The organism is Corallococcus sp. bb12-1, assembly GCF_026626765.1.
Taxonomy (GTDB): Bacteria; Myxococcota; Myxococcia; order Myxococcales; family Myxococcaceae; genus Corallococcus; species Corallococcus terminator.
Map to the genome: position 1 here is coordinate 152770 of NZ_JAPNJZ010000036.1, position 26289 is coordinate 179058.

Consider the following 26289-nt stretch of genomic DNA (forward strand, 5'->3'; position numbering starts at 1 on the left):
CCCCGTTGGGGTCACCGTGAATGGTGAACGTGTAGGGCGTACCTGAGGGGGTACACATGCAACGGATGTCTGGAAGCCCGTGGCTTTGTTTCGCCATGGGCCTTGTGTTGGGGCTGTGGCCTGACCTGGGCTTGGCGCAGCTGGCGCCCACCGGAGGCCACTACGCGGCGCGTGCTTCCGACACCGGCACCTCGCCGGGCTCGGTCAATGCGTCGGGCGGCTACTCGGTCTCCATTCCGCTGGACCTGCCGGGTTCGCGCGGCGGCCTGCCCGTTCCACTGTCCATCGGCAATGGCGCCCGGGGCGTCGGCGCCGTGGGACTCGGCTGGGACGTCCCGCTCTCCTACATCCGCCGGGACATGTCCTTCGCCCACCGCAAGCCGCGGGTTGGCACGGGGGCCCCCACGGGTCGTGAGCAGGTCACCCTCTCCCTGCAGGGACAGACCCTGGAGTTGTTTCCCCAGCAGGTCTCCGCGGGGCCGCCGCAGGTGTTGCACTGGGGCGCGCGCAACGGCGCGTCCGACCTGCTCCTCAAGGAGGTGGACAGCACCTGGGTGATGTACGACGGCGACGGGCGGACCTGGACCTTCACCCAGCCCAACCTCCTCTTCGGTGCGGGCCTCTGGCTGCTGACGTCCATCACCGGCCCGGACAACACCGCCGTCCAGCTCACCTACGACGTCTCCGGCGTCGCCACGCCCGGCGCGGGCGTGGGCTACACCCTCGACCTGCGACAGGTGCTCTACAACAAGCACCCCCAGTCCAACTGCTTCAAGAACGAGCTCACCCTCAACTACGGCGCCCCGGTCTCTTCGCCTCTCTCGCTGTCCCTGCTGGGCACCAACGTCGTCCTGACGCGCGTGCGCACCCTGAGCACCCTGGACGTCTCCAGCCGCGCCACCTGCGCCAGCTCCCCCCAGCGGCTTCGCACCTATACCTTCGCCTACCAGCCCGACGCCGACACGCGGCAGCCCCGCCTCGTCTCCGTCTCCATGCTCGGGCGCCAGGGCACCGCGGAGCAGTCCGTCGCGCTCCCCGTCGCCTCCTTCACCTACGGCGTCGCCACCACCAGCGGCGCCCTCACCTATGCCAGGTCCGCTTCCATCCCGCTCCCCTCCGGCGTGGACTCCACGAAGCTCTCCAGCACCGGACGCGACGGCACCTTCCTGCCGCCGCTCACCTCCGAGGTCGGCTCCGCCACCTGGCAGAGCCTCACCGACGTCACCGGCGACGGCCTGCCCGACTTCGTCTACGCCAAGGGCGGCAAGCTCTGGGTCGCCCTCAACAAGCCCAACGCCTCTGGCGCCACCACCCTGGGCACCGTCAACGCCCAGCTCGCCGACGCCACCTTCGCTTCGGGCCCCTTCGAGTCGAGGAGCGCCACGGAGGTGCGCTTCCCCGGCAACCCCGCGGCCAACGGCAAGGACCGCGTCTGGCGTCAGGCCTTCGACATCAATAGCGACGGCCGCATCGACTTCATCGACGCCGGCGAGTCCCCGTACAAATGGGTCATCTACCTCAACACACCCGGCACCGGCCCCACGGGCATCCAGTGGCAGCGCCGCTCGTATTCCATCTCCGCCCTCTACAACCACCTCGTCGGTCTGGGCCACTCCCTCAGCAATGGCTACCTGCCTCTGTCCAGCCGCTTCAGCGGCCGTGATCACAAGAGGCGCCTGACCTGGAAGTGGAACGCCGGCATCACGCAATGGGAGCTCTACCCCCAGGGCTACCCGAACGGCGCCACGCCCGCCCTGGGCACGGTTTCGGATGCGCAGCCGGAGAAGACCTATACGGAATGGGAGGTGACGGACATCAACGGCGACGGCTTCCTGGAGTTCGTCTTCAACTCCTCGCCCGTCACCGTGTATTTCAACCCGCCGGGCGCCAATGGCACCGTGCCCAATCAAGTCATCTGGGGCGACTTCTCCGTCGACATGCGGCCCACCGCGCTCGGCGCGAACGAGGTCCAGGCCTTCTTCAATACCTATGGCGTGATGATCTCCGACGGCGTCACCGGCTTCTCCTCGCCCGTCACGCTCAAGTCGAACGCCGCCTGCGGCGTGGGCCTGTGGGTCACGACCAGCGACTCCCAGCTCGTCAAGTGCGGCCTCGCCGACGTCAACGGCGACGGCCTCCTCGACCGCGTGGAGGACTCCACGGTCTCGCTTGGCACCGGCAGCGGCTTCAGCGTCGCGACCCTGACGCTGCCGGGCTCCCTGTCCGTGCAGGAGAACGCCCAGGAGCGCATCTGCACCTGGCCCAATCCGGATCCTCCCTTGAGCACCCCCTACGGCTCCGGCCAGACCCAGGGGCTTCGCGACCTGACCGGCGACGGCATCCCCGACTACGTGGCCAGCGGCATCGTCAATTCGACCGTGCAATGGACCGTCGCCGTCGGCACCGGCGCGGGCTTCGCCCCGGCCGTGAACATCAGCGTGGTGGGAAGCGCCTTCTCCCTCTCCAACCAGACGGAGCGCTGCGACGGCCTGACGTCCAACACCACCAGCGGTCTCTATGACCTCAACGGCGACGGCAAGCCCGAGGTCGTCCGCCTCAACGGCACCAACCTGGACATCTACCAGCTCTCCGGCGGCACCCGCCCCGGCAAGCCCGAGGCCGGTCGGATCATCCGCGTGGGCAACAACCACGGCGCCCTCACCACCGTCGCCTGGCGCTCCGCCAAGGAGGATGGCACCACGAAGCACCAGGTGCCCTTCCCCGAAGTCGTCGTCTCCTCCGTGGTGACCGTTGGCGGCCTGGGCCTGGGCGGCACGCTGGCGGAGACCCGCTACGCCTACGGCGGCGCGGAGCTCGTCTACGACTCCGCGCTCCACACCTTCACGATGCCCGCCTATCAGCGCTCGGTGACCCTGAGCACCGTCACCGTCCTGGGCAAGAGCGAGGGCTACGCCACCCTCACGGACACCTACCCCCAGCCCGCCTTCGACAACACCTCCCCGGCCGTGCGCTTCGCCCGCTCCCTGCTGACGGGCAAGGTGCGCGACGTCACCACCGTCACCAGCTCCAGCCTGGACCCCTGGACGCTGCTGGCCACCGACCTGCCCACCTACGCCGGCCGGCTGAAGAGCACGCACGTCGAATGGGGCACGAAGTACTTCCCGGAGCCCGTCCCCGCCGGTACGCCCAACGAGGGCCTGGACTGCTTCGAGCTGGCCCATCCGCTCGACTTCCAGGCCTCGTACCTCGTCGTCAACGGCGGGTACGACGCCTGCCGCGCGCACGGCTTCGCCTACGAGCGCGTCACCGACACCTGGCGCGGCAGCGCGGCGCCGCCCTCCACGGCCAACGTGGTCACCCGTTCGGAGGCGACGGACGTGGACGACTTCGGCCGGTTCCTCAACGTCAAGCACGCCAACGACGTCTACCGGACCGACGACGACCTCTGCGTGGAGACGAAGTACGCCACGCCCACCGGCACGGGCGCTGTTCCTCGGGTGCTCCACGCGCCCAGGAGCCGACGCTACTGGACGTGCGACAAGACGCCCTATGTGACGTACGCCTCCGAGTCCTGGCTGTACGACGGCCTGGCCTCCGGCAGCGTCTCCCTGGGCCACCTCACCTCGCACCTGCGCGACCGGCGCGACCTCACCACCGGCGCGCTCCTGAACACGGTGACCGAGTACACCACCGACTACGATGCCGCTGGCAACCCCGCCACCGTCTCCCGCGTGCGCGAGGACGGCGCCACGCGCACCGTGAAGCTCATCCATGACGAGTTCGGGCTCGCGCCGATGGAAGAGCGGGTGGACGCCACGGGCCTGCCGACGCTCACCACCACCCTCCAGCGCGACCCGCTCAGCCTCGAGGCACTGCTCACGACCGACCCCAACCAGACCCGGTACGGCGTGGACCGGGACGGCTACGGGCGCAGGGTGCGCGCCACCGTGCAACCCCTGGATGGCGCCCTGGGGGTGATGTCCACCACGAGCTACCTGGGCTTCGCCGGAGCGGATCCGCTCGGCCGTCGCGTGGTGAGCAAGACCTTCACCGACCCCGTCCCTCCCGGCACCGAGGGCAGCGCCCTGGGCCATACCAGCACCACGTTCCTGGACGAGCTGGGCCGCACCCGCCGCACCGAATCCCCCCTGGGCAGCGACTACGGCACCGAGGTGATGATCAGCGGCGAGCGCACCTACGACGACCTGGGACGGGTGGTGTTCGAAGCGGACCCCCATCCCGCGTCGCAGAACGCCGCGACCGCCTACGGCACCAGCTCCTTCTTCAACCTGGATGGCACCCCGTCGTGCACCGTCCGGGGCAACGGCCCGCAGGCGTACACCGCCACGCCGAACCTGGGCACCGAGCTGCTTCCCACCTGCTACTCGCGCACGTTCGCGAACCACCTGGAGACCGTGTCCCTCCGGGACGCCGCGGCCCTGAGCGCCACCGCGCCCCAGGTGAACGTGGTGCGCTCCTCCACCCTGACGGCGGTGGGCCGGGTGCTGTCGCGGTCGACGACGAGATCCGGCACCCCGCTGGAGCACGCCACCTTCACCCATGACCGGCTGGGCCAGATGACCGGCATGACCCGCTACCTGGATCCCGTGGGACTCACGGGCCCGGTGACGTCGTCGTGGGTCCAGGACTCCTTCGGCCAGCGCCTCTCATGGCAGGAGCCGGACAGCGCTCCGCGGACGATGCGCTACAGCGACTGGGGCGAGCCCCTGGAGGTGAAGTGGACCGAGTCCATCACGGCCCCCACCGGCGAGCGCAGCCAGGTCTCCCAATACGACGCCCAGAGCCGTGTCACGCACACGGAGGAGCGCACCCGGGGCGTGACGGAGCAGGACACCGTCCACGACTTCCTCTACGACTTCGGCGGCAGCCCCACGTCCCTCGTCACCCCGACGAACGTCCTGGGACGGCTGGCGCGGACGAAGTCACCGCTGGGCGAGGTCTTCTACAGCTACGACCCCTTTGGCCAGGTCAACGCCCGCGTCTACACCGACGCGAAGGACACGTACTACGTGGAGAAGGCCGACCGGCACGCGGACGGCACGCTCGATACCTTCACGCTCCAGCTGCCCGACAACGGCTACGAGAAGGAGATGGCCTGGTATGCCTATGACACGGCCCAGCGGCTCATGTACGTCAAGTTCGAGGACCCGGGCACCAGCCGGGAACTCTACGTGGCGAAGTCCATCGACGCGTTCGGCCGGGTGCGCAATGCCATCCACGGCGGCGTGGTGGAGTTCGTAGGAGACTACGCCGACACGGGGCGCCGCATGACGCGCGGCATGACGCTCAGCTCCAGCTACGGCTCCCGCAGCGTCGGCATCGCCTCCTACGACGCCGTGGGCCGTGAGCTGGTGCGCACGGAGACGGTCAACGGCGCCTCCGTCGGGGTGAAGACAAACAATTATTACGACGCGCTCGGGAGGCTCGCGACCTCCAAGCGAGCCCAGGGCGGCACCTCGCTTGGGGACTGGCAGTACACCTACGACGCCCTGGGCAACGTCCTCACGCAGAGCGACCTGCTGGGCTCCGCTGACGCCGCCATGAGCTACGGCACCGTGGACCGCGACCGGCTCTGCCGCATCGGCTATGGCAACGGCGGGCTGGGCGGCACCGCGTGCAATGTCACCCATGACAGCTCCGGCAATGTGCTCAGCCAGCCCACGCGCACCGGCCTGCGCAATCTGTCCTATCTGCCCTCTGGCGACGTGCGCTCCATCTCCGCTCCGGAGGGCACCGCCACCTTCCGCTCCGGCCCCCTGGGCACCCTGCGGGAGCTGGACCTGCGCGTCGGTGGCAAGGACGCCCGGCACGAGTGGAAGTTCGGCGACTTCCTGGAGTTGAAGGAGCAGGTCATCGGCGGCAAGTCCACCCAGGTCCTCTCCCGCCACATCCCGGGTCCGGACGGCATCGTCGCCACCCGGCGGGGCCTCAAGAAGAACGACTGGGTCTTCCCCTTCGGAGAGCTGCGCGGTGCGCGTTACTCCGCCGACACCAACGGGCAGATCATCCAGGACGTGGACTACCAGCCGTTCGGCGAGGCGAAGTCCAGCGGCTCCGTGGCCCCGGGCGCCCTGCTCTACTCCAGTGCCCAGTGGAATGGCGGTGAGGCCCTGGAGTCACTGGGCGTGTCGCAGCTGGGCGCGCGCATCTATGACCCGGTCATCGGCCGCTTCCTCGGCCGCGACCCCCTCCTCGTGGTCCGCACCGCGGCCACCACCCATCCCTACGCCTTCTCGATGAACGACCCGGTCAACCGCGCCGACCCGACGGGCATGGATTCGGGGTGCATGGGCCAGGAGTGCCGGGGTCCTTCGGGCGGTGGCTTCCCGGACCAGCCGGGCGGCGGCGGCGGCCCCAGTACCATCAACAACCCGGGGCTGTACTTCCCCTCCGCGGGAGCGTCCGGCGGCGGAGCCGACCCCCAGGCGGCCGTCCGGCCCATCGCCTCCACGGCGTCGTTCTCCCAGGGGCCCCGCACCGCGCAGGGGGTCTCGCTGATGATCATGGTCCACACGGCCACCGGCATCGCCATGGACAACTCGTTCAACTTCGACGCGCTCGCGGCGTCGGGCGCCACGGTCGAGGAGACGATCAACCGGGTCGTGAACTCGCAGCAGGGCGCGGAGGCCATCGCCACCCAGGAGAACGGGTGGTTCGACCGGTGGTCGAGCTTCTCGCAGGGCATCGGCGATTCGCTCCTGTTCTGGTGCCCGGGCTGCACGGAGAACATGCGCAACAGCTGGGGCATCACCTCCGGCGGGGACAGTTGGCACTACGCGTGGGGAAGCGTCACCGGCATCATTGGAATGCTCATCACCCCGTCGCCGACGATGGTCATCAGGCCGCCCAAGGTCGACGTGGCCGCGGATCTCAGGCAGTTCGTCCGCATCAATGAGTTCAACCCGTCGCTCTGCAGGACCAACTGCTCGAGCGTGGTGACCGCCGTCGACTCCACGCTCGCGGGGACCCCGAGGATCGCTGTCGCCGGCCCGAAGACCGCGCTCACGGTCCTGGAGGGGCAGTTCGGCGGTTCGTTCGAGAGCATCGCGGGAAGGCAGGCCATCGAGAAGACCGTGACGGCCTGGGGTCCGGGCAGCCGCGGGATCGTGGCCGGGAGGCTCGCGGCCAACGAGCAGACGGGGCATGTCTTCAACGTCATCAACAAGGATGGCCGGGTCTATTTCATCGACGCCCAGATCCCCTGGAAGCCCAACGTCGTGGACTGGAAGAGCTACGACGGGTTCATGCTGATGCGGACGAACTGAGCTTCCTGTGATGCAGGGTGGAGGCACCGTCCTCCACCCTGCCCCGTTCCTGGCGGTCGCTGCCCACTTCCCGTCAGCCGGCTGCCCACAGGTCCCGGGCAGTTGGCGCGACGTGCGAGGGCCCCCAACCTTCCGGACGCTTCACATGGGTGGAGCGGCCGTCTGGATTGGTGTGGGCGTGGGCGTGGGCGTGAGGGGGGCGGGGCCGATGGAATTGTTTCCCATCCATTTGCTGTTCATCGTGGTCCTGATGAACCGCTACATCCTGGGCCCCTTCTTGCGGCGCCTGAAGGGGAAGCGGTTCGAACGGGTGGACGACACGTACCGTCCCCGGGTCGCGATCGTCGTTCCACTCTTCAACGAAGGCGAAGGCATCTTCCACACGGTGCGCGCGCTGCTGGAGCAGGACTACCCGCGCGAGCTGCTGGAGATCATCGTCGTGGATGACTGCTCCCGGGACGACAGTATCGCCTGGGCGAACAAGGCCGCCGAAGGGCACCCCAACGTCCGGGTGATGCGCAACCCGGAGAACATGGGCAAGCGCAAGGGCATCAACCGGGGCGTCCGCGCGGCGGTGGACGCGGAGATCATCGTCTCCGTGGACTCCGACGTGGTGGTGGACAAGAGCGCGGTGCGCCAGCTCATCCGCCGCTTCGTCCACCCGAACGTCGCGGCCGTGGGCGGTCGCACCTTCGTCACCAACCGTCATCAGAACTGGATGACGCGGATGATCGAGATCAAGTTCCACTTCGCCCAGCAGTGGCTGAAGGACCTGGAGCGCTCGTTCCGCCAGGTGATGTGCCTGTCCGGCTGCCTGACGGCCTACCGGCGCCACGTGCTGCTCCAGTTGGAGCCCATCCTGGAGGCGCGCGCCATCGCGGGCGTCCCCATCAAGTACGGCGAGGACCGCTTCCTCACGCGGCAGATCGTCAAGCACGACTACGAGACCGTCTACACGCTGGACGCGTTCTGCTTCACCGCGGCGCCCTCCACGCTGTCGGGCTACTTCTCCCAGCAACTGCGGTGGCGGCGCTCCAACCTGGTGGACCTGCTCTCCGGCCTGTCGCACGCGTGGCGCCTGCACCCGGTCATCACGGTGCACTACGTGTCGCAGCTGGCGCTGCTGTTGTCCTATCCCGTGGTCATCGTCCACAACCTCCTCAACGGAGAGTTCTGGGACATCCTCGCGTTCCACTTCCTGGTGATTGGCCTGCTGGGCTTCATCTACCGGATGGAGACGCGCCACCTTCCCGAGGACCGGCGCGTGCCCGGGGCGAGCTTCCTGCCCATGGCCCTGCTGATGCCGGTGACGTACGCGCTGTTCACCCCGCTGGCGCTGCTGACACTCGATTCTGGAAGTTGGGAGACGCGTGGCAGTCCCACGACCTCCCCCGCTGCCTCCCCCGCCCCCGCGAAGCTCACCACCACCACCGCAGGCGAGGGAACCCCGTCATGAACCAGCAGGTCGCCAACCGGCTGAACGCGCTCGCGGTGTCCGCCTACAAGATCATGGGGTCGGTGCTGCTGGCGTTGATCCTCGTGGGGCTCTTGTCCTTCCTGTCGGTGCAGGGCTTCTTCCTGTCCAGCAAGAGCTGGGTGACGCCCACCATCCTGTCGCCCACCGACCCCAACGTCCTGCAACTCAACGCGCAGGCGGCGCAGCAGGAGTCCGAACGCGACGCGCTCCAGGCGAAGCGACGGGAAGTGGCCAACCGCCTCCAGGAGGCCGAGCGCATCCTGAGCGCGGAGCGGTCCTTCCAGCAGCGCTTCGTCGTGGCCCTCAAGGGTGAGCAGACCTCCCGCGACCGGCTGACCCGGAGGCTGTCCGCGCTGCGCCAGGAGTACCTGCGCGCGGGCGGGGAGATCGCCGAATCCAACCGTGCGTACAGCGGCCTGGCGCGCACGCGCACGAGCGCGCTCTACGGCGCGAAGCTGATGGAGCGCGAGGGCGTGCTCACCATGAACCACCACCTGGCGCAGATGGCGCAGAGCAACCTTTCGCTCGCGCAGGAGACGGTGGACCTGGACATGCGGCTGGACACCCTCAAGCGCGAGCGCGAGGGGCTCACCGCCGCGGAGAACGGCCTGGGCAAGGACCCCACGGCCGAGGGCCTGACGACGGACACGCTGCTCCTGGAGCGCGAATACACGCAGTCGGTGCTGGAGCAGGCAAGAGCGGAGGCACAGCGCAAGAGCCTGGAGGCGGACCTTCATGCGCTGGACGACAGCCTGCGCCGCTTCGACCAGTTGCTGTTGGTGGTGCATGAGTCGCCGTACCTGAAGGCCGTGGAGAAGAACCTCACCGTGGCCTTCGTGCCGTACGAGAACCTGCCCAACGCACGCGAGGGCACCTCGCTCTACGCGTGCGCCCTCAAGGTCGTGTGGTGCCGCGAGGTGGGCGTGGTGGGGCCGGTGCTGGAGGGAGAGGTCTCCCAACAGCACCCCATCCGCCAGTACCACCAGCGCGGCGTGATGGTGGAACTCCAGCTTCGGGACGCGCCGAGCGCGCGGGAGGCGCTGCTGCACCTGGGCCGACCTCCCCTGATGTTGTGAGTCCCCCCGGGAGTCTGGAAATGGAGCGGCGGATGCGGAGAACCCTCGCATGTGGGGTCCTGGTGGGGATGTGGACGGGCGCGGCCCTGGCGGAGGAAGCGGTGGGCGACGTGCGGTCCCGGAGCGATCCCGCCCGGGGCTACTGCGAGCGCGTGCGGGGCACGTCGCGCGCGGAGGCCGCGTTGGAGTTCGCGCCGGAGGTGTTCGCCAGCATCGGCGCGGTGAACGCGGGCGACGCGCAGGGGGGCTCCGACGAGACGCCCCTGGGGTCGCCCAAGCTGCGGCTGACCGCGGGGCTGGGCTACGACTTCGTGGGCATCTACCGGGGCCGCACGCGGCGATCGCGCGCGGAGGCGGAGTGCCGCCGCTATCAGGCGCTCGCCGCGCTCCAGGGCGCCGTGCAGCAGGGGGCGAGGCTGGGGGAGACGGCGGCGCTGCAGGCCCGCGCGCGGGCCCTGGCGGAGTCCCTGCCCCGCGCGGAGACGCTGGTGACCGCGCTGCGCGACGAGCTGCGCGACGGCGGCGCCACGCTGGAGGAGCTCAACGCGGTGCAGGTGCGGTTGGATCATCTGCGCACGATGGCCCGCGACACCGAACAGGCGCAGGCGCGGATGGCCCTGGAGCCCGCGCTGGCGGAGGGCCAGGATCTGGGCGCGCTGCTGATGGCCTTCGAGTCCGCGGATGATCAGGTGGAGGCCCTGTCCGGAGGGTTGCGCAAGGCGAGTGCGTGGCGGCTGAGCGTGCGCGGTGGTTACGACGAGGTCTTCGACGTGGACCAGGACACGCCCCTCTTCGGGCAGCTCACGCTGGGCTACAACCTGGGCAACCTCTGGCAGGGCCGGGCCAACGCCCAGGCGCGTGAGGGCCGCCGGCAGGAGACGCGCGACGCGGTGGAGGGCGCGCCCCGGCAGGTGCGCCAGTTGCTGGGCGAGCTGCGCATCACGGAGCAGGGCGAACAACAGCGGCTGCGCGAGGTCTCCACGCTGGTGTCGGACCTGGAGGGGCAGCTGCGCGAGGTGGAGCAACTGGAGACGCGGCAGGTGCGCCGCTTCCGGGACTACCTGCTGTTGGAGCTGGCGCGCCTCAAGGCGGAGCAGGCGTACCTGGGGGCGCATCTGAAGACACTGCAATCACTGCTCGGCGGGGTGAAGTCATGAGCGAGGAGCGCCGTCGGTGGATGATCGCGCTGGGGTCGTCGGCCGTGTTGATCCTCTGGGCGGGCGTCCTGCTCCTGAGCCAGGGTGCCGGTAACGGCTCCCGCGACAGCGTGATGGAACCCACCGCCGTGTCCGCGCCCCCGACGGCCCTGCCTCCGCCCACGGAGGGCCTGGAGCCCATTGCCCTGGAGCGACTCCAGATCACCCAGGGGAAGGTGCTGGAGGTGCAGAAGGCCGCCCTGGGTGGGACGCGCTTCGGCATCGAGGTCCCGCGTCAGCGCGCTGTTTCTCCGGAGACCACGGGCGACGACGTGGGGCTGCGCTTCACCTGGCTGGGCATCACCGACCCGGTGATTCCGCTGGCCTCCGGCGTGGAGCGCCAGCAGGTGGGCCTCAAGCTGCGCGCGATGGACGGCTGCAATGTCATCTACGCCATGTGGCGCATCGCGCCGTCAGCGGGCATCGTCGTCAACTTCAAACACAACCCGGATGAACATGAGAGCGGCGAGTGCGGCAACGGCGGCTACATCACCGTCCGGCCGCGCTTCATGGAGCCCCTGGACAGGCTGGCGCAGGGTGAGCCGCACGTGATGCGAGCCCGCATCGACGCGGATGTGTTGACCGTATACGTGGACGGCAAACGCGTCTGGGAGGGAGTGCTGCCCCCTGATGCCCTCACCCTGGAGGGGCCCGCCGGCATGCGCACGGACAACGCTCGCGTGCGCTTCGAATTGCTCGTGCCTGGGGAGGCCGGGACCGCCTCGCGGCGCTGAAGCCCCCTGTCTCCGACAACGCTCGCAGGGGGTCGATTGGCCGTCCGCCCCCTTGCATGAAGCATCCGGGCATGGGTTGCTTGAGCCCTGATGCAAGACCGCGAACCGCTGGCCTCGCCGCCCCGTCCCCCGCATGGCCTGGAGGCGCTGGAAGATGCCCTCCGGCGCGACCTGGACATCCTCTCCTACCCTGCCCGCAGTTGGGTGCCCCCGCGCTCCACGCCGGACGGCCGCCGCATCCTGGACGTGCTCATCGTCGGCGGAGGCCAGAGCGGGCTGGGCGCCGCTTTCGGGCTGATGCGCGAGCGGGTGACCCACGTCCTGGTGCTGGATGACGGCAAGGACGGCTTCCACGGCCCGTGGAAGACCTTCGCGCGGATGATCACCCTGCGCACGCCCAAGTACCTGACGGGCCCCGACTACAACATCCCCAACCTCTCCTTCCGCTCCTGGTACGAGGCGCAACACGGCGAAGAGGGCTTCCGCCAGGTGGCCCTCATCCCGAAGGAGCTGTGGGCGGACTACCTGCTCTGGTACCGCCGCGTCCTGGCCATTCCCATCCGCTGCGGCACCCGGGCCGGCGCCCTGCGCTGGCGCGCGGACCTGGACTGCTTCGAGGTCCCCGTCACCCACGCCGGTGAAACGGAGACCCTGCTCGCGCGCAAGGTGGTGCTGGCCACCGGCATCGACGGCTCCGGCCGCTGGGAGGCCCCTCCGGAAGTGCAGCCCCTGCCCCGCTCGCTGTGGGCGCACACGCACGACCCCATCGACTTCGAGGCGCTGCGCGGCAAGCGCATTGGCGTGCTCGGCGCGGGGGCCTCCGCGTTCGACAACGCCTCCGTGGCGCTGGAGACGGGCGCGGGCCGGGTGGACCTGTTCTACCGGCGCAAGAAGCTGCCCAACGTCAATCCCTACCGGTGGGCGGAGTTCGTGGGCTTCCTGCGCCACCACGCCGACCTGCCCGACAAGGATCGCTGGCGCTTCATCCGGCAGATCATCGAGATGGGACAGCTCCCCCCCAAGGACACCTTCGAGCGCGCACGCCGCTCCTCCGCCTTCCACCTGCACGCGGAGAGCCCCTGGGTGGAGGTGAAGCAACAGGACGGTCAGGCCGTCGTGCGCACCCCGCACGGCACGCACACGTTCGACTTCCTCATCATCGCGTCGGGCTTCACCACCGACCTGTCGATGCGGCCGGAGCTGGCACAGCTGCACCCGCACATCGCGCTGTGGAAGGACCGCTTCACGCCGCCGGAGAATGAGCGACACGCGGACCTGCTGCGCCACCCGTACCTGGGCCCCTCCTTCGAGTTCCAGGAGAAGGAGCCCGGCACCGCGCCGTGGATCCACGGAGTGTTCAACTACACGTTCGGGTGCCTGCTCTCGCTGGGCTTCGGCGGCGCGAGCATCTCCGGCATGAAGTACAGCCTCCCTCGACTGGTGGGCGGCATCACCCGCCAGCTCTACACCGACGACAGCGAGCAGCACTTCCGGGCGCTCGCCGACTACGCCATGACGGAGTTCGAGCCGTGAGCACCTCCCTGACCGTGTTTCGCAGCGAGCGAGTGGTGACGCCCGAAGGCATCCGCGCCGCCGCGGTGGTGGTGCGCGACGGGCGCATCGAAGGCATCGACGCCACGGTGGACGTGCCGCGCGGCGCCCAGGTGGTGGACGTGGGGAGCGACGCGCTCCTGCCCGGCATCGTGGACAGCCACGCGCACATCAACGAGCCCGGCCGCACCGACTGGGAAGGCTTCGCCACGGCGACCGCTGCTGCGGCCGCGGGCGGCATCACCACCGTCGTGGACATGCCGCTCAACTCCATCCCGGCGACCACGTCCCTGGCCGCGCTGCGCACCAAGGCCGAGGCTGCGTCGGGACAGTGCGCCATCGACTACGGCCTGTGGGGCGGCGTCATCCCCGGCAACTCGGGCGAGCTCCAGGCGATGGTCGACGCGGGCGCCCCCGGCTTCAAGGCGTTCCTGGTGCACTCGGGCGTGGACGAGTTCCCCGCCGCCACGCGCGACGTGCTGGACGTGGCCATGCCCCTCCTGGCGAAGGCCGGCGTGCCCCTGCTGGTGCACGCGGAGCTGACGGACCACGAGCCGCCCTTCGCCGGGGACGTGCGCGCCTACGCCAGCTATCTGGCCTCGCGCCCGGCCGCATGGGAGGTGGACGCCATCCGGATGATGATCGACCTGTGCCGCAAGCACCGGGCGCCGGTGCACATCGTCCACCTGTCGGCGGCGGACGCTCTGGACGACATCGCGAAGGCGAAGGCGGAAGGCCTGCCCTTCACGGTGGAGACGTGCCCGCACTACCTGACCTTCAGCGCGGAGGAGATTGAAGCCGGCGCCACGCACTTCAAGTGCGCCCCGCCCATCCGCGAAGCGGAGAACCGCGAGCGGCTGTGGCGCGCGGTGGCAAGCGGCCTCATCGACCTGGTGGTCTCCGACCATTCGCCCTGCACGCCCGCGCTCAAGAAGCTGGAGGCCGGGGACTTCTCCGGCGCCTGGGGCGGCATCGCCGGGTTGCAGCTGAGCGTGTCCGCGGTGTGGACGGGCATGCGCGCCCACGGCCTGGGGCTGAACGTGCTGGTGGAGCGGATGGCTCGACGCACCGCGAAACTGGCGGGATTGTCGGAACGCAAAGGAGCCATCCAGGTGGGACGGGACGCGGACTTCGTCGTCTTCGCCCCGGAGACGCGCTTCAAGGTGGCCCCGGAGGACATCCGGCACCGGCACCGGCTGACGCCCTACGCGGGACGCGAGCTGGAAGGCCGGGTGTTGAGGACATACCTGCGCGGCCAGCGTATCTTCGACGCCACCGAGGGACTGACGGGCCCGCGCATCGGCCAGTGGCTGCCGCGCGGCTGAGCCGCCCCGTCCAGGAGAGGAACACCGATGCAAGCCGAAGCACCCGGGGCGATGCACGTCGCATTCGCCGACCTGATTGACCTGGCCGCCGCGAAGGTGGGCGGCAAGGCCCTGCTGGCCAACGACGAATTCTTCGCGCCCAAGGAAGCGATGCTGGAGCCCGGGCGCGGCGTCTTCATCGCGGACAAGTACACCGAGCGCGGCAAGTGGATGGACGGCTGGGAGACGCGCCGCAAGCGCGTGCCCGGCTACGACTGGTGCATCGTGAAGCTGGGCCTGCCCGGCGCCATCCACGGCATCGACGTGGACACCAATCACTTCATCGGCAACTTCCCCGAGTACGCCTCCCTGGAGGCGTGCGAGGTGGAGGGAGAGCCCTCCGCGGAGTCGCTGGCGGAGGACGTGTCGCGCTGGACGGAGCTGGTGCCCCGCTCGCGCCTGCGCGGCGGCTCTCGCAACCTGTTCGCGGTGGCCAACGAGCGGAGATTCACGCACGTTCGCCTCAACATCTTCCCGGACGGTGGCGTCGCGCGCCTGCGCGTGCACGGCATGGTGCTGCCGGACTGGCACGCGCTGAAGAAGGCGGGCCTCGTGGACCTGGCCGCGGCGGCGAACGGCGGCTCCGTCGTCACGTGCAATGATCAGTTCTTCGGCACGAAGGACAACCTCATCTTCCCGGGCCGCGCGGCCAACATGGGCGAGGGCTGGGAGACGCGCCGCAAGCGCGTGCCGGGCTTCGACTGGATCGTCGTGAAGCTGGCCACGCCCGGCACCCTGCGCCGCGCGGAGGTGGACACCCACTACTTCAAGGGCAACTTCCCGGACCGCTGCTCGCTGGAGGGCATCCACCTGGAGGAGCCGCTGCTGGACTTCGCCAACGCCACGCACCTCAAGTGGAAGGAGCTGCTGCCGCAGTCCAAGCTCCAGGCGGACCACTGCCACGTGTTCGAGAAGGAGTTGAAGGACGTGGGCCCCATCACCCACGTGCGCCTCAACATCTTCCCGGACGGCGGCGTCAGCCGGCTGCGTCTCTTCGGGGAGACAGCGTGACCACCGGGCTGGAGCGCCTGAACACCGCGACGACGGAGGATGCCACCCAGGCGCTCACCCGCTGCTGCGGCAGCCGGCGCTGGGTGGAGGCGATGCTCGCCGTCCGCCCGTTCCGCGACGCGGAGCACCTGTACGCGGAGGCCGCCACCGCCTGGGAGCACACCGGGCCGGAGGACTGGAAGGAGGCCTTCACGCACCACCCGCGCATCGGGGATGTCTCCAAGCTGCGGGAGAAGTACGCCTCCACCGCGCAGTGGTCGTCACAGGAACAGCAGGGCGTGGCCGCCGCGGACGAGCGCGTGCTGGAGGCCCTGGCCCAGGGCAACCGCGATTATGAAGCCCGCTACGGCTTCATCTTCCTGGTGTGCGCCACCGGGAAGAGCGCGGCGGAGATGCTCGCGCTGCTCCAGGGCCGCATGAACAACACCTCTGACGCGGAGCTCCGGATCGCCGCGGCGGAGCACGCGAAGATCACCCGCATCCGACTGGAGAAGCTCCTCGCGTCATGAGCACGCTCAGCACGCATGTCCTCGACACGAGCACGGGCCGTCCCGCCGAAGGGCTCACCCTCGTCCTGGAAGCCAGGGCCACGGGTGAATCCTTCCTGGAGCTGTCCCGGGGCGTCACCAACGCGGATGGCCGGGTGAAGGACCTGTTGGGCACGGCCTCCAAGCTCGCGCCCGGCGTCTACCGACTCACCTTCGACACCGGGGCCTGGTTCCAGTCCCGGGGCCAGAAGGGCTTCTACCCGTACGTGCAGGTGGTGTTCGAAATCGCCGCCACCGACGAGCACTACCACGTCCCGCTGCTCCTCAGTCCCTACGGCTTCTCCACGTACCGGGGAAGCTGAGGAGCGACGGGCCAGGACTCACGCGCGCGGCGGTTCGACGGGGGCCTTGTCGACGGGAGGCATGTCGGCCGGGACCTTGTCGCCGCCGCGGTCCTTGCGCCCGTGCTCCGGCTTGTCCAGCAGCGGCTCCGCGCAGAGCGAGGCGTTGTTCGTCTTGCAGGCGCCTTCGTTGTGCAGGTCGAACTGCCAGCGATGGCGCGGGCACACCACGTAGCGGCCCTCCTCCACCCAGCCTTCGGACAGGTCCGCGCCCTGGTGCGGGCAGAAGCGCTGGATGGAGAAGCGCTTGCCCCCCGCCTCCACCACGGTGCGCTCCTTGCGGGCTTCCGTGGCGCGGATGCCGTCGCAGAACTCGCGGATGTCCTCCACCTCCACGCCCAGGAAGCCGTGCAGCACGGGTTCGTACACGTCCGGATTGCGGCTCAGGCGCAGGCGGAAGGACAGCAGGAAGTCCTCCCAGTTCAGCTTGCGATCCAACACACGCACGATGTCGCCCGCGCTCACCTTCATCGCGTAGCGCGTGGTGTCTCGCAGCTCCGGCACCTCCTCCACCCGCCGGTGCTTGAAGTCCACGCGCAGCAGCCGCGTGGGTGCCTCCGTCAGCTCCACGTAGAAGGGCATGCCCACCCGGTCATGCAGGTCCAACAGGTCCAGCTTGCGCTGCAGCTCCACGTGCAGGCGGGAGAGGATGTCCTCCACCTCCTCGCGCGGCAGGTCGCGGCGGCGCTCCACGAAGAGGTGCTCCATGTCCTTCGCGTATGTCTCCAGGTACGCCTTGAAGTTGTCCGCCGTCACGCGCTCCGGCACCTGGGAGACGAACTGAAGCGTGCCCGCGTCCAGCACGTCCCCGGGCATGGGCTCCAGGTAGCGCGTGGGCGCGTCCGGCAGGCGCTTCTCCAGGAAGGAGAAGAGGGCCGGCGCGCGCGGGAAGATGTTCACGTCCTCGAAGTTCAGCGCATAGAGCGCCGGGTCCAGGAAGGCCGCCGGGCCCGCCGCGGCCATGTAGGCCCGGGGCTGCACCGCTTCCAGCGCGCGCGACACCGCCTCGAACTTGCTGTCGCGCTTCTTGCGCGAAATCTCCGCGTACGTCTCGCGCGGATACTCGTAGCAGGTGGGGTGCCAGATGGCGCCGGAGAACTGCGCGGAGAAGACGTCGATGGCGCCCTCCTCCGCGATGACCCGCGCCAGCCGATCATGCATCTTGCAGTCGTTGATGTTGAGGAAGCACTGGCCGTCGCCGCGCACCATCACGCCGGAGTCGCGGTTCGTCCCCTGCTCGGAGACGAAGAGCTTGATGTAGCCGCCCTTGATGGGGACTTCACGCGAGTCCTCACACGCGATGACGCGCTTGCAGCCGTACTTCGCGAAGAGCTCCTGCAGCTCCGCGCGCTTGAACTTCGGCACCAGCACGGTGAAGTCGCGCCGGGCCAGCGTGGCCAGGAACTCCGGGTCGAAGTGATCCTTGTGCTCGTGGCTGATGTAGAGGAAGCGCTCCTTGCCCGGCGTCTCCAACATCTCCCGCACGCGCGGCGCCAGGTGGTGGTTGCGCGGCAGTTGCATCCACGCCGAGTCGAAGGCCCCCTGAGGCGTCAACCAGGGATCCATGACGACGAGCGCTCCGGCGGTCTCCACCGCGAAGCCCGCATGACCCAGGAAGGTGATCCGCATGAATGTCATCCCCTCGGTTGTGTGGGAGGCGCTCCAGCAATCGCGCCCCGCGCCCATCGCCTCAGGCGGCAGGTGCCTTGGTGTTTGAGAGGCTGTGAACCCGGGCGGGCCCTGACCACAGGCTTCAAGGTGCGAAAAGGGTGTCGAGCGGCCCACAAGGGCATCGCCATGCGCACAAGAAAGGGAGGGAGGCCGTGTCCTGGGCCCCCCTCCCCTGATGACTACCGGACGCCGGGCCGCGACCGGGCTACGGCTGGATTTCCCGGACGCTCATCCACTTGAAGTCCACGTCGTTGGCGTTGTCCCACCGGAACGTCGCGATGGGGCCACCCCAGGTGATGGGCATCGCCCCCACGGAGCCGCCGCAGTGCTGCGCATCACCGCCCCAGGCCCCCGCGTCCGTCATGTCGTAGACCTTCTTCCAGGTGACCTTGTCGGCGTTCTCGTTGACGTAGAGCTCCAGCTTCACGGCCTCCGCGCCCTTCGGGTCCGGCACGTTGAGCATCACCGCCTTGAAGCCCACCCAGCGGCCCTTCAGCGGCGTGGTGGCGGGCTTGTACTGGCCCTGGTCGTAGGACACGTGCCACGTCTCCTTCTCGAAGCGCACGCGTCCGTCGTAGTGCAGGCCGCCCTTGTAGCTGCTGCCCTCGCAGCCATCATGGTCGTCGTTGTGCTTCCCGCCGCGCGCGTACCACGCGAAGTTGTCCTGGGCGTTGGAGGCCGCGTTGACCTTCACGAAGCCGGTCATCTCGATGTTCTTCCAGTCGTTCGCCGCCTGCATGTAGCCCCGGCTCGCGAGCACGTCCCGGTCATACGTGGCGATCTGCTTCGGGTCGTAGCCCGTGGACGGGTACGCGCTCATGCGCACCTGGGAGCTCTTCATCTTCCAGGAGCCATCCGCGTTGCGGGTGATGGTGCCCTGGGGGTTGAAGCGCGCATCCGCCTTCGCGTCCTCCGCGAGCGCCCACGCCTCTCCGCCCGCCTTCGACGGGTAGAGCATCGTCACGCCAAAGCCATCCACACCGCCAGGCGTGGGGGCGGGGGTGGTGGGCTCGGGGGTGGTGGGCTCTGTCGGAGTGGGAGCGGGCACCGTGGGGTCCGGCGGCGGCTCGGTCTGTGACGGCGTGGGTTCGGGCGTGCCCTCCGGTTCGGGGACCGGGGTGGGAGACGTGGGGAGGCCCGGGGCGGGCGTGGGGGTGGCGACCTCTCCGGTGGGGGTCTGCTCGGGCTCGGGGCTCGCGCCGCAGCCAACAGCATGGAGCGCCAGCAGCAGGGCGCTGGACGTGAAGACGAAGCGGTTGCGCATCAGGAGGGGGTGTCCTTGTGCTGGGGCCACGAGACGGGAGGGCCGCGACACGTCGCCAGCGGCCTCATCCCCACGCCCGGCACCTTGCGCTCGCGTGCCACGGAGGGGCCGAGCGCCTGGCGGGTCTCACTGGCCCGGTGAAAGCGTTCTTGGCCGGGGCTTTTGCAAACCCTGGCGTTCGTGAACACTTCCCATCCTTGCCCCAGCGGTAGCGGCCCCCGATTGCCCGCCTCCCCACGCCTTCCGCCTGCCTGCTTTCGCGATACTTCGCTTTTCCCGAAGCTTCGCGTCCGGATTCCCTATTTGCCGAAGAGTCGCCAGACCCCTATCTGAAGAGGGTTGGCTTTTCAGCCCCCCCTTTCCAGGTGAATGCCTTGGACTCGATACAAACCATTGGAAGCCCCCTCATGTGGGGTGGCTTCATCGCCTTTGTCTTCGCGATGCTCGCGTTGGACCTGGGCGTCTTCCACCGCAAGGCCCACGCGATCAGCTTCAAGGAGGCCGGTGCGTGGAGCGCGGTGTGGGTGAGCCTGGCGCTGACCTTCAACGGCATCCTCTGGTGGCGCTACGGCTCCGGGCCGGGGATGGAGTTCCTCACCGGCTACCTCATCGAGAAGTCGCTCTCCGTCGACAACATCTTCGTCTTCGTCGTCATCTTCTCCGCGATGAAGATCCCGGCGCTCTACCAGCACCGGGTGCTCTTCTGGGGCATCCTGAGCGCGCTGGTGTTGCGCGCGGCGATGATCTTCGCGGGCGTGGCGATGCTGGAGCGCTTCCACTGGCTCATCTACGTCTTCGGCGCGTTCCTCATCCTCACGGGCATCAAGCTCTTCCTCCAGCGCAACGCGGAGGAGCACCCGGAGGACGGCTGGCTCATGCGCACCGCGCGCCGCGTGATTCCCTCCACGCCGAACTTCGACGGGCAGCACTTCCTCACGGTGGAGAACGGCCGCAAGCTGGCGACGCCGCTCCTGATGGCGCTGCTGCTGGTGGAAGCGTCCGACGTGCTCTTCGCGCTGGACTCCATCCCGGCCATCTTCGCCGTGACGCGCGACCCGTTCATCGTCTTCACGTCCAACATCTTCGCCATCCTGGGCCTGCGCTCGCTCTTCTTCCTGATGGCCGGGGCGATGGAGAAGTTCAGCTACCTGAAGGTGGGCCTGTCCGGCGTCCTCATCTTCGTGGGCGCGAAGATGGCGCTGGTGGACGTGGTGCACCTGTCGCCCGCGGTGTCCCTGGGCGTCATCGGGCTGGTGCTGGGCACCAGCATCGTGGCCTCGCTGGTGAAGGCCCGCCACACGCCGCCGCAGGCGCCGACGCCGGACGGCGAGAAGCTCCCGTCCGCGACCAAGGCCTGAGCCGCGTCAGCCTTCTGGAGATTGCGAAGCTGTGGGTCCCATGGGGTGTGGGGCTCCAGGCCCGGGCCCCCGAAGCGCGTGGGGGCTCGGGCTGTTTTTTGTCCGCCGCCGCTCAGTGCGCCCGCGACAGCTCCATGAACTCCAGCCAGGAGCGGACGACGTGCTCGAACTCCTCCAGGGACAGCTCCTGGGAGCGTCCGGGGATGGTCTCCTCACTGTGGATGGAGGCCCGCACGGGGGACAACTCCAGGCTCCACGCGTCGCCGGTGACGTCCCAGCGATCGCGCTTGCCGTAGCGTACGGCGTTGAGGACGCGCAGCATCTTCTGCGCCCGAGCCGGCTCGAAGCCCAGCTCCTGGGCCAGGTAGTCCGCCAGCACGTCGTCCGGAGGAAGGCCGTTCACGACCGCACGACCCTGCTGATCCCACGTGAATCGCAATGTCCTGGGCACGCCCGTGAAGGTGACACAGCGGCTGGATCTTTCCCCAGACCCGCCGGTGTCGATTGCGCCGGAACCCGACACTGGAGGCCCCCTCGCGTGAGGCAGCCGACGGGGACCCCGTCCGGGAACCGCGCGTCAGTGTTGAGAGGTGGAAAAGCGAAAGGCCGTGAGTCCTTGTGGGACTCACGGCCTATTTCGTTTCGAGTGGGCGCAGCAGGGCTTGAACCTGCGACCCCTGCCGTGTGAAGGCAGTGCTCTACCACTGAGCTATGCGCCCGACTTCTGTGTGCCGCCGCGCCCCACCGCTGCGCAACGGACGCGGCGATAAGTGCCATTCGTCCGCGTGGGTGTCAACGCAATTTCTAGGAGGAGCCTTCCGACAGCGCGTCCAGCTTCTCGTCCAGCTCGCGCAGGCGGCGCTTGAGGCCCGCCAGCTGCTTTCCCACGGCCTTGAACTCGCTCTTGGGCGCGAAGTGCAGGGCCTTCATCACCTCGTCCTGCCCCCGGTCGAGCGCCTGCTTGCCGCGCTGGACCTTCCCGATGGCCTGGGCCACCGCCATGGCGCGCTTCTCGTCGCCCATGAGCTTCTCCATGGCCTTGCCGGAGAGTCCCAGTGCCTGCTTCTTCAACGTGTCCCGGATGCCCATGGCGGTGCGGAGTCCTTGGTCAGGTGCCGTCGGGGAACTCGGTCTTCAGGGAGGCGAAGACGCGGTCCGCGATGCCCTTGTAGCGCATGCGTTCGATGAGGGGTTGCAGGTCGCCCTTCATGGAGATGCGGCGCTTGAGCACGGCATCCACGGGATCGAGCGTGCCCAGCAGGAGCTGCTTCCAGACGGAATAGGGCGCGCGCGCCAGGTACACCGGCTCCAGCTCCTCCAGGTCGTCCGGATCCGACAGCACGCGGGCCTTCTCGATGCGGCAGTCCCCGGGGACGACGTGCACCACGAAGGGCTTCGCCAGCTTGCCCGGCTCCGCGTCAATGATGGCCCCGAAGTCGCCCTTCCAGCCCTTGCCGGCCATGGCGCACTCGGGATCCGAGTTGGTGAGCCGGACGGCCTCGTCCAGCCATTCCTTCGACGGAAACTTCGGCATCGCTTCCCCTACCCCCTGCGGAAGATGCTCTTGATGCTGGAGAAGAGGCCCCGGTCGTCATTCGACGCGGTGCTGGTGGAGGGGGCCGCCTGCGCGTTGCGCGCGGACACCTCCAACAGGGCCTTCTTCAACTGCTCCGGCGTGTCGCGCGTGGCCAGGTCCACCTTGCGCAACGTGCCGGTGTTGTCCTCCACCTGCACCTGGAGCAGACACTCCTCGGTGAGGCGGAAATCGATCTTCCGGCCCGCGGATGCGGCCGGCACGCGCACCGTGCCCAGGTACTCGTTGTCCACCATCAGGTCGCTGTCGCCCTGGTAGATATCCAGTTCGATGAAGGGCGAGCCCGCGTCCTTGGGCGGTGGCAGGCGGAAGCTCTTCACCATCGGGATGAGCGAGTTCTTCTCGATGATGCGCTTCACGCGGCCGTTGGGCATCGCGTAGCCAATGGGCATGGACAGCGCGTCCAGCAGCGTCACCGCGTCGATGCTGCCCAGCGAGTCGCCCAGCAGCGCCGCGCCCAGGGCCACGCACTCATCCGGGTGCACGCCCTTGCGCGGGGCCTTGCCGAAGTGGGCCTGGATCTTCTGCTGCACCAGCGGCATGCGGCTCTGGCCGCCGACGAGGATGATCTCGTCGATCTCCGAGCGGGAGATGCCCTTCTCCGCGAGCACGCGGTCGCAGATCTCGAAGGTGCGGTCCACCAGATCGCCCGTGAGGTTGTTCAGATAGTCGCGGGTGAGCGGGATGCGCAGGTCCATCGGCTTGCCCTTGCGCTCTTCGATGTAGGGCAGGTCGATGACGACGTTCGGAATGAGCGTCAGGTCGATCTTCGCCGCCTCGGCGGCGTTCTTGATGCGCTGCAGGGCGATGGGGTGGTCCGCGAGGTCGACCTTCGTCTCGTCGCGGAAGCGCTCCAGCACGTACTCCATGATGCGGTTGTCGAAGTCCGCGCCGCCCAGGAACGTGTCGCCGCCGGTGGCGAGCACCTCGAAGACGTTGCCAGCCAGGTGCAGCACGCTGACGTCGAAGGTGCCGCCGCCCAGGTCATAGACGAGGATCTTCTGATCCAGGCCCCGGTTGAAGCCGTACGCGAGCGCCGCGGCGGTGGGCTCGTTGACGATGCGCTTCACGTCGAAGCCCGCCAGCCGCCCGGCTTCCTTCACCGCGTTGCGCTGGTTGTCGTTGTAGTAGGCCGGGACGGAGATGACGGCCGCGTCGATGGGGCCGCCCAGGAACTGCTCGGCGATGGTCTTCAGCTGCGAGAGCACGAAGCTGGAGATCTGGGGCAGCGAGTACAGCTTGCCGCCCATCGTCACCGCGGCGTCCCCGTTGGGGTCCTCCACGATGTCGTAGGGGAAGTACCCCTTGAGGTCGTCCACCGCCTTCGAATGGAACTTGCGGCCGATGAGCCGCTTGGTGCCCCAGAGCGTGTTCTTGGGGTTGGTCACCATCTGGTCCTTGGCGACGCCGCCGACCAGGAGATCGTTCTTGGAAGAGAGCGCGACCACGGAGGGCAGGATGAGATTGCCGCGATCCGTGGGGACGATCTTCGGGATGCGGTTGCGCACGGACGCCACCAGGGTGTTGGTGGTGCCCAGGTCAATCCCGACGATGCGTGGTCTGTCCGCCATGAAGTTCAGCGAGCGCACGCCAGGGGGAGGCCGCGCCCGTTCTCACTCTCTAGCACGTCGGGCCGTTACGTGCGCGTTTCTAGGCGGATGCTTCCTCCCTGGCTGTAGTTCCGACCGGGCAGCACGCCAAGGGGCCCTGTTGCTGGCCGGGCACCGGGGGTTCGGGACCCGGTTCCAGGGCCCGTCGCCCCTCGGGGCAGGCCCTGCCTAGGGCTCCGGTTCGGGATCCGGTCCCAGCTCCCGGACGCGGATTGGCCCGTCGGGTTCAGGGGGCGGCAGCGTTTCGCACACCGCGTCAGGACCGACGGGCAGCTCGGCCAGGAAGCGCGAGGGGGTCAAGAGGAGGCGTCCGTCCTCCCGGGGCAGCGAGGTGTGGGGGTACACGAGCCAGAGCGCTTCGCGCGCCCGGGTGACGGCGACGTAGAAGAGCCGGCGCTCCTCCTCCTCGTCCTCGGGGCTCCGGGTGGCGAGTGACAACGGGAAGCGCCCGTCCACGAGGCCCAGGACGAAGACGGACCGCCACTCCAGGCCCTTGGCCTGATGGACCGTGGAGAGGGTGAGCACGTCGTCGGGCACTTCGCCATCCAGGGCCGCCTGCGCGGAGAACTCGGCGACCAGGGCGATGTCGGACAGGAAGCGGGGCACATCCTCGAAGCGCCCGGCGAACTCCTGGAGTTGGCGGAGGTCCTGGGCGCGCAGGTCGGCCACTTCGGAGGCGGCCGTGGCGTCCCGCGCCGCGAGCACGTCCGCGAGCAGGGCCCCCGGGCCTCGCGGTCCGCTGGCACAGAGCGTGGTGATGAGGGCCTGGAAGCGCTGGAACCCGGCCTGGGCCTTGCGCGGCACGTGGGCCACGACGTCCGGATGTGTCAGGGCCTCCGACAGGGGCAGCTCCGGGGGCAGCGCTCCCAGGGCGGTCCACAGGTGTTCGGTGCTGGCGGCGCCCACGCCAGAGAGCTTCCGCACGAGCCGCTTGAAGGCCATCTCGTCCGTGCGGTTGTGCACCCATCTCAGGTGCGCGAGCGCGTCCTTGATGTGGGCCTGTTCGAAGAAGCGCACGCCGGAGCGCACCCGGAAGGGCAGGCCGTTTCGTGCCAGCTCCACCTGGAGCTCCAACGAGTGCAGGTGGGCGCGGTAGAGCACCGCCATGGACTCCAGCCGCTGGCCCTGGGCGCGCAGCGCGAGGACGCGCTCGGTGACGAAGGCGGCCTGGCCCCGCACGTCGCGGGTGGGGACGACCTGGGGCATGGGGCCCGGGGCGCCGTCGGACACGAGGGCCTTGGGGAACTGCCGGGTGTTGTGCGCGATGACCGCGTTGGCCATCCGCAGCACCTGGGGCGTGGAGCGGTAGTTGCGCGTGAGCGGGTAGATGCCGCAGCCAGGGTAGCGCTGGGGGAAGTCGATGATGTTGGTGAACTCCGCGCCGCGGAAGCTGTAGATGGACTGGCAGTCGTCGCCCACGACGGTGAGGTTCTTGCGCTCGCCCACGAGCAGGTCCACGAGGTCGCCCTGGAGGCGGTTGGTGTCCTGGTACTCGTCCACGAGCACGCCCTGGAAGCGCGCCGTGAGCTCCGCGCGGATGACGGGATGCTCCTCCAGCAGGCGCTTCAGGTGCGCGAGCAGGTCGTCGTAGTCCATCAGGTGCATCTGCGCCTTGCGCTGCTGGAAGCGGCGGGCGGTGGCGAACACCTCGGGCGCGACGGGGAGCATCTGGGGGCGGCGTTCCACCAGCACCTGGGACACCGGCTGCTGGAGGTTCGTGGCCAGCGAGACCAGATCCAACAGCGCGTCCGGACGCGGGAAGCGCTTGTCGCTGCGCAGCTTGCGCTCGGCGAGGCACGTGGCCATCAGGTCGCGTGAGTCCTCGCGGTCCAACACCGTGAAGGCGGTGGAGAAGCCAATCGCGCCCGCGTGCTCGCGCAGCAGCAGGTGCGCGGCGTGGTGGAAGGTGCCGCCCATGAGCCGGCTTACGTCCGCGAAGCCGCCGGCCAGCTCCTCCACGCGGCGGAGCAGCTCGCGCGCGGCCTTGTTGGTGAACGTGAGCAGCAGCAGCGAGTCCGGGGGAACGCCCCGCTCCAGCATGCGCGCCACGCGGTACGTGAGCGTGCGCGTCTTGCCGGAACCCGCCCCGGCGATGACGAGCACCGGGCCCTCCCCTGCCTCCACCGCCGCGCGCTGCTCGTCGTTGAGCGACGCGTCCAGGTCCAGGCGCGGGGGCGCACTGGAGGGGACGGCGCGGATCAGCGGCGAGGGGGCGGTCATGGGGGGCAGCACTCTAACCGCCGCGAC

The 26289-nt window shown here is 69.0% G+C and carries 18 protein-coding genes and 1 tRNA gene; 11 read left to right on the forward strand and 8 right to left on the reverse strand.

Annotated elements, in window-relative coordinates; genetic code table 11:
• Positions 1 to 95 precede the first annotated feature (95 nt).
• The 10 genes from OV208_RS40370 to uraH all read left to right on the forward strand — a co-directional run bounded on the left by OV208_RS40370 (position 96) and on the right by uraH (position 16506).
• On the forward strand, positions 96 to 7247 hold the full coding sequence (locus tag OV208_RS40370; RefSeq protein WP_267579311.1) for an RHS repeat-associated core domain-containing protein: 7152 nt from the start codon (positions 96 to 98) through the stop codon (positions 7245 to 7247).
• Positions 7248 to 7455: 208 nt separating this feature from the next.
• Positions 7456 to 8703, forward strand: coding sequence for a glycosyltransferase (locus tag OV208_RS40375; RefSeq protein WP_267579312.1), 1248 nt, complete (start codon positions 7456 to 7458; stop codon positions 8701 to 8703).
• Complete coding sequence (locus OV208_RS40380; protein ID WP_267579313.1) at positions 8700 to 9800, forward strand: hypothetical protein; 1101 nt, start codon at positions 8700 to 8702, stop codon at positions 9798 to 9800. The genes OV208_RS40375 and OV208_RS40380 overlap by 4 nt, the downstream gene beginning before the upstream one ends.
• 32 nt (positions 9801 to 9832) lie before the next feature.
• Complete coding sequence (locus OV208_RS40385) at positions 9833 to 10957, forward strand: hypothetical protein (RefSeq protein WP_267579314.1); 1125 nt, start codon at positions 9833 to 9835, stop codon at positions 10955 to 10957.
• Entirely contained in the window at positions 10954 to 11730 is a 777-nt protein-coding gene (locus OV208_RS40390) for a hypothetical protein (RefSeq protein WP_267579315.1), read from the forward strand. Before OV208_RS40385 ends, OV208_RS40390 begins: the two co-directional genes overlap by 4 nt.
• Positions 11731 to 11820: 90 nt before the next feature.
• On the forward strand, positions 11821 to 13263 hold the full coding sequence (locus OV208_RS40395; RefSeq protein ID WP_267579316.1) for an FAD/NAD(P)-binding protein: 1443 nt from the start codon (positions 11821 to 11823) through the stop codon (positions 13261 to 13263).
• Positions 13260 to 14606, forward strand: coding sequence for an allantoinase AllB (allB, locus tag OV208_RS40400; RefSeq protein WP_267579317.1), 1347 nt, complete (start codon positions 13260 to 13262; stop codon positions 14604 to 14606). The genes OV208_RS40395 and allB overlap by 4 nt, the downstream gene beginning before the upstream one ends.
• 27 nt (positions 14607 to 14633) lie before the next feature.
• A complete protein-coding gene (gene alc / locus OV208_RS40405; RefSeq protein WP_267579318.1) occupies positions 14634 to 15656 on the forward strand; it encodes an allantoicase in 1023 nt (340 codons plus the stop codon).
• Positions 15653 to 16165, forward strand: coding sequence for a 2-oxo-4-hydroxy-4-carboxy-5-ureidoimidazoline decarboxylase (gene uraD, locus OV208_RS40410; RefSeq protein ID WP_267579319.1), 513 nt, complete (start codon positions 15653 to 15655; stop codon positions 16163 to 16165). The genes alc and uraD overlap by 4 nt, the downstream gene beginning before the upstream one ends.
• A complete protein-coding gene (gene uraH / locus OV208_RS40415) occupies positions 16162 to 16506 on the forward strand; it encodes a hydroxyisourate hydrolase (RefSeq protein WP_267579320.1) in 345 nt (114 codons plus the stop codon). Before uraD ends, uraH begins: the two co-directional genes overlap by 4 nt.
• 18 nt (positions 16507 to 16524) lie before the next feature.
• Here the strand turns inward: uraH and OV208_RS40420 are convergent, their stop codons facing one another.
• Both OV208_RS40420 and OV208_RS40425 read right to left on the reverse strand, forming a co-directional pair.
• Positions 16525 to 18174 carry a Rieske 2Fe-2S domain-containing protein gene (locus OV208_RS40420; RefSeq protein ID WP_267579321.1) on the reverse strand — a complete coding sequence of 550 codons (1650 nt, stop codon included), beginning with the start codon at positions 18172 to 18174 and terminating at the stop codon, positions 16525 to 16527.
• 247 nt (positions 18175 to 18421) lie between these two features.
• A complete protein-coding gene (locus OV208_RS40425; RefSeq protein WP_267579340.1) occupies positions 18422 to 19483 on the reverse strand; it encodes a carbohydrate-binding protein in 1062 nt (353 codons plus the stop codon).
• Between the two features lie 404 nt (positions 19484 to 19887).
• Between OV208_RS40425 and OV208_RS40430 the strand changes: the two genes are divergently transcribed.
• Positions 19888 to 20838 carry a TerC family protein gene (locus OV208_RS40430; RefSeq protein ID WP_420715102.1) on the forward strand — a complete coding sequence of 317 codons (951 nt, stop codon included), beginning with the start codon at positions 19888 to 19890 and terminating at the stop codon, positions 20836 to 20838.
• Positions 20839 to 20950: 112 nt separating this feature from the next.
• On the opposite strand, the gene OV208_RS40435 is transcribed toward OV208_RS40430, so the two are convergent.
• The 6 genes from OV208_RS40435 to OV208_RS40460 all read right to left on the reverse strand — a co-directional run bounded on the left by OV208_RS40435 (position 20951) and on the right by OV208_RS40460 (position 26262).
• Positions 20951 to 21241 carry a hypothetical protein gene (locus OV208_RS40435; RefSeq protein WP_267579323.1) on the reverse strand — a complete coding sequence of 97 codons (291 nt, stop codon included), beginning with the start codon at positions 21239 to 21241 and terminating at the stop codon, positions 20951 to 20953.
• Between the two features lie 244 nt (positions 21242 to 21485).
• Positions 21486 to 21557 (reverse strand) — tRNA-Val (locus OV208_RS40440).
• 85 nt (positions 21558 to 21642) lie between these two features.
• Positions 21643 to 21927: a hypothetical protein gene (locus OV208_RS40445; protein ID WP_267579324.1), complete on the reverse strand. Its 285-nt coding sequence runs from the start codon at positions 21925 to 21927 to the stop codon at positions 21643 to 21645.
• A gap of 19 nt (positions 21928 to 21946) precedes the next feature.
• Positions 21947 to 22372, reverse strand: coding sequence for an SCP2 sterol-binding domain-containing protein (locus tag OV208_RS40450; protein WP_120545340.1), 426 nt, complete (start codon positions 22370 to 22372; stop codon positions 21947 to 21949).
• 8 nt (positions 22373 to 22380) lie between these two features.
• Entirely contained in the window at positions 22381 to 24003 is a 1623-nt protein-coding gene (locus OV208_RS40455; RefSeq protein ID WP_267579325.1) for an Hsp70 family protein, read from the reverse strand.
• Between the two features lie 207 nt (positions 24004 to 24210).
• Positions 24211 to 26262: an ATP-dependent helicase gene (locus tag OV208_RS40460; protein WP_267579326.1), complete on the reverse strand. Its 2052-nt coding sequence runs from the start codon at positions 26260 to 26262 to the stop codon at positions 24211 to 24213.
• Between the last annotated feature and the right edge of the window lie 27 nt (positions 26263 to 26289).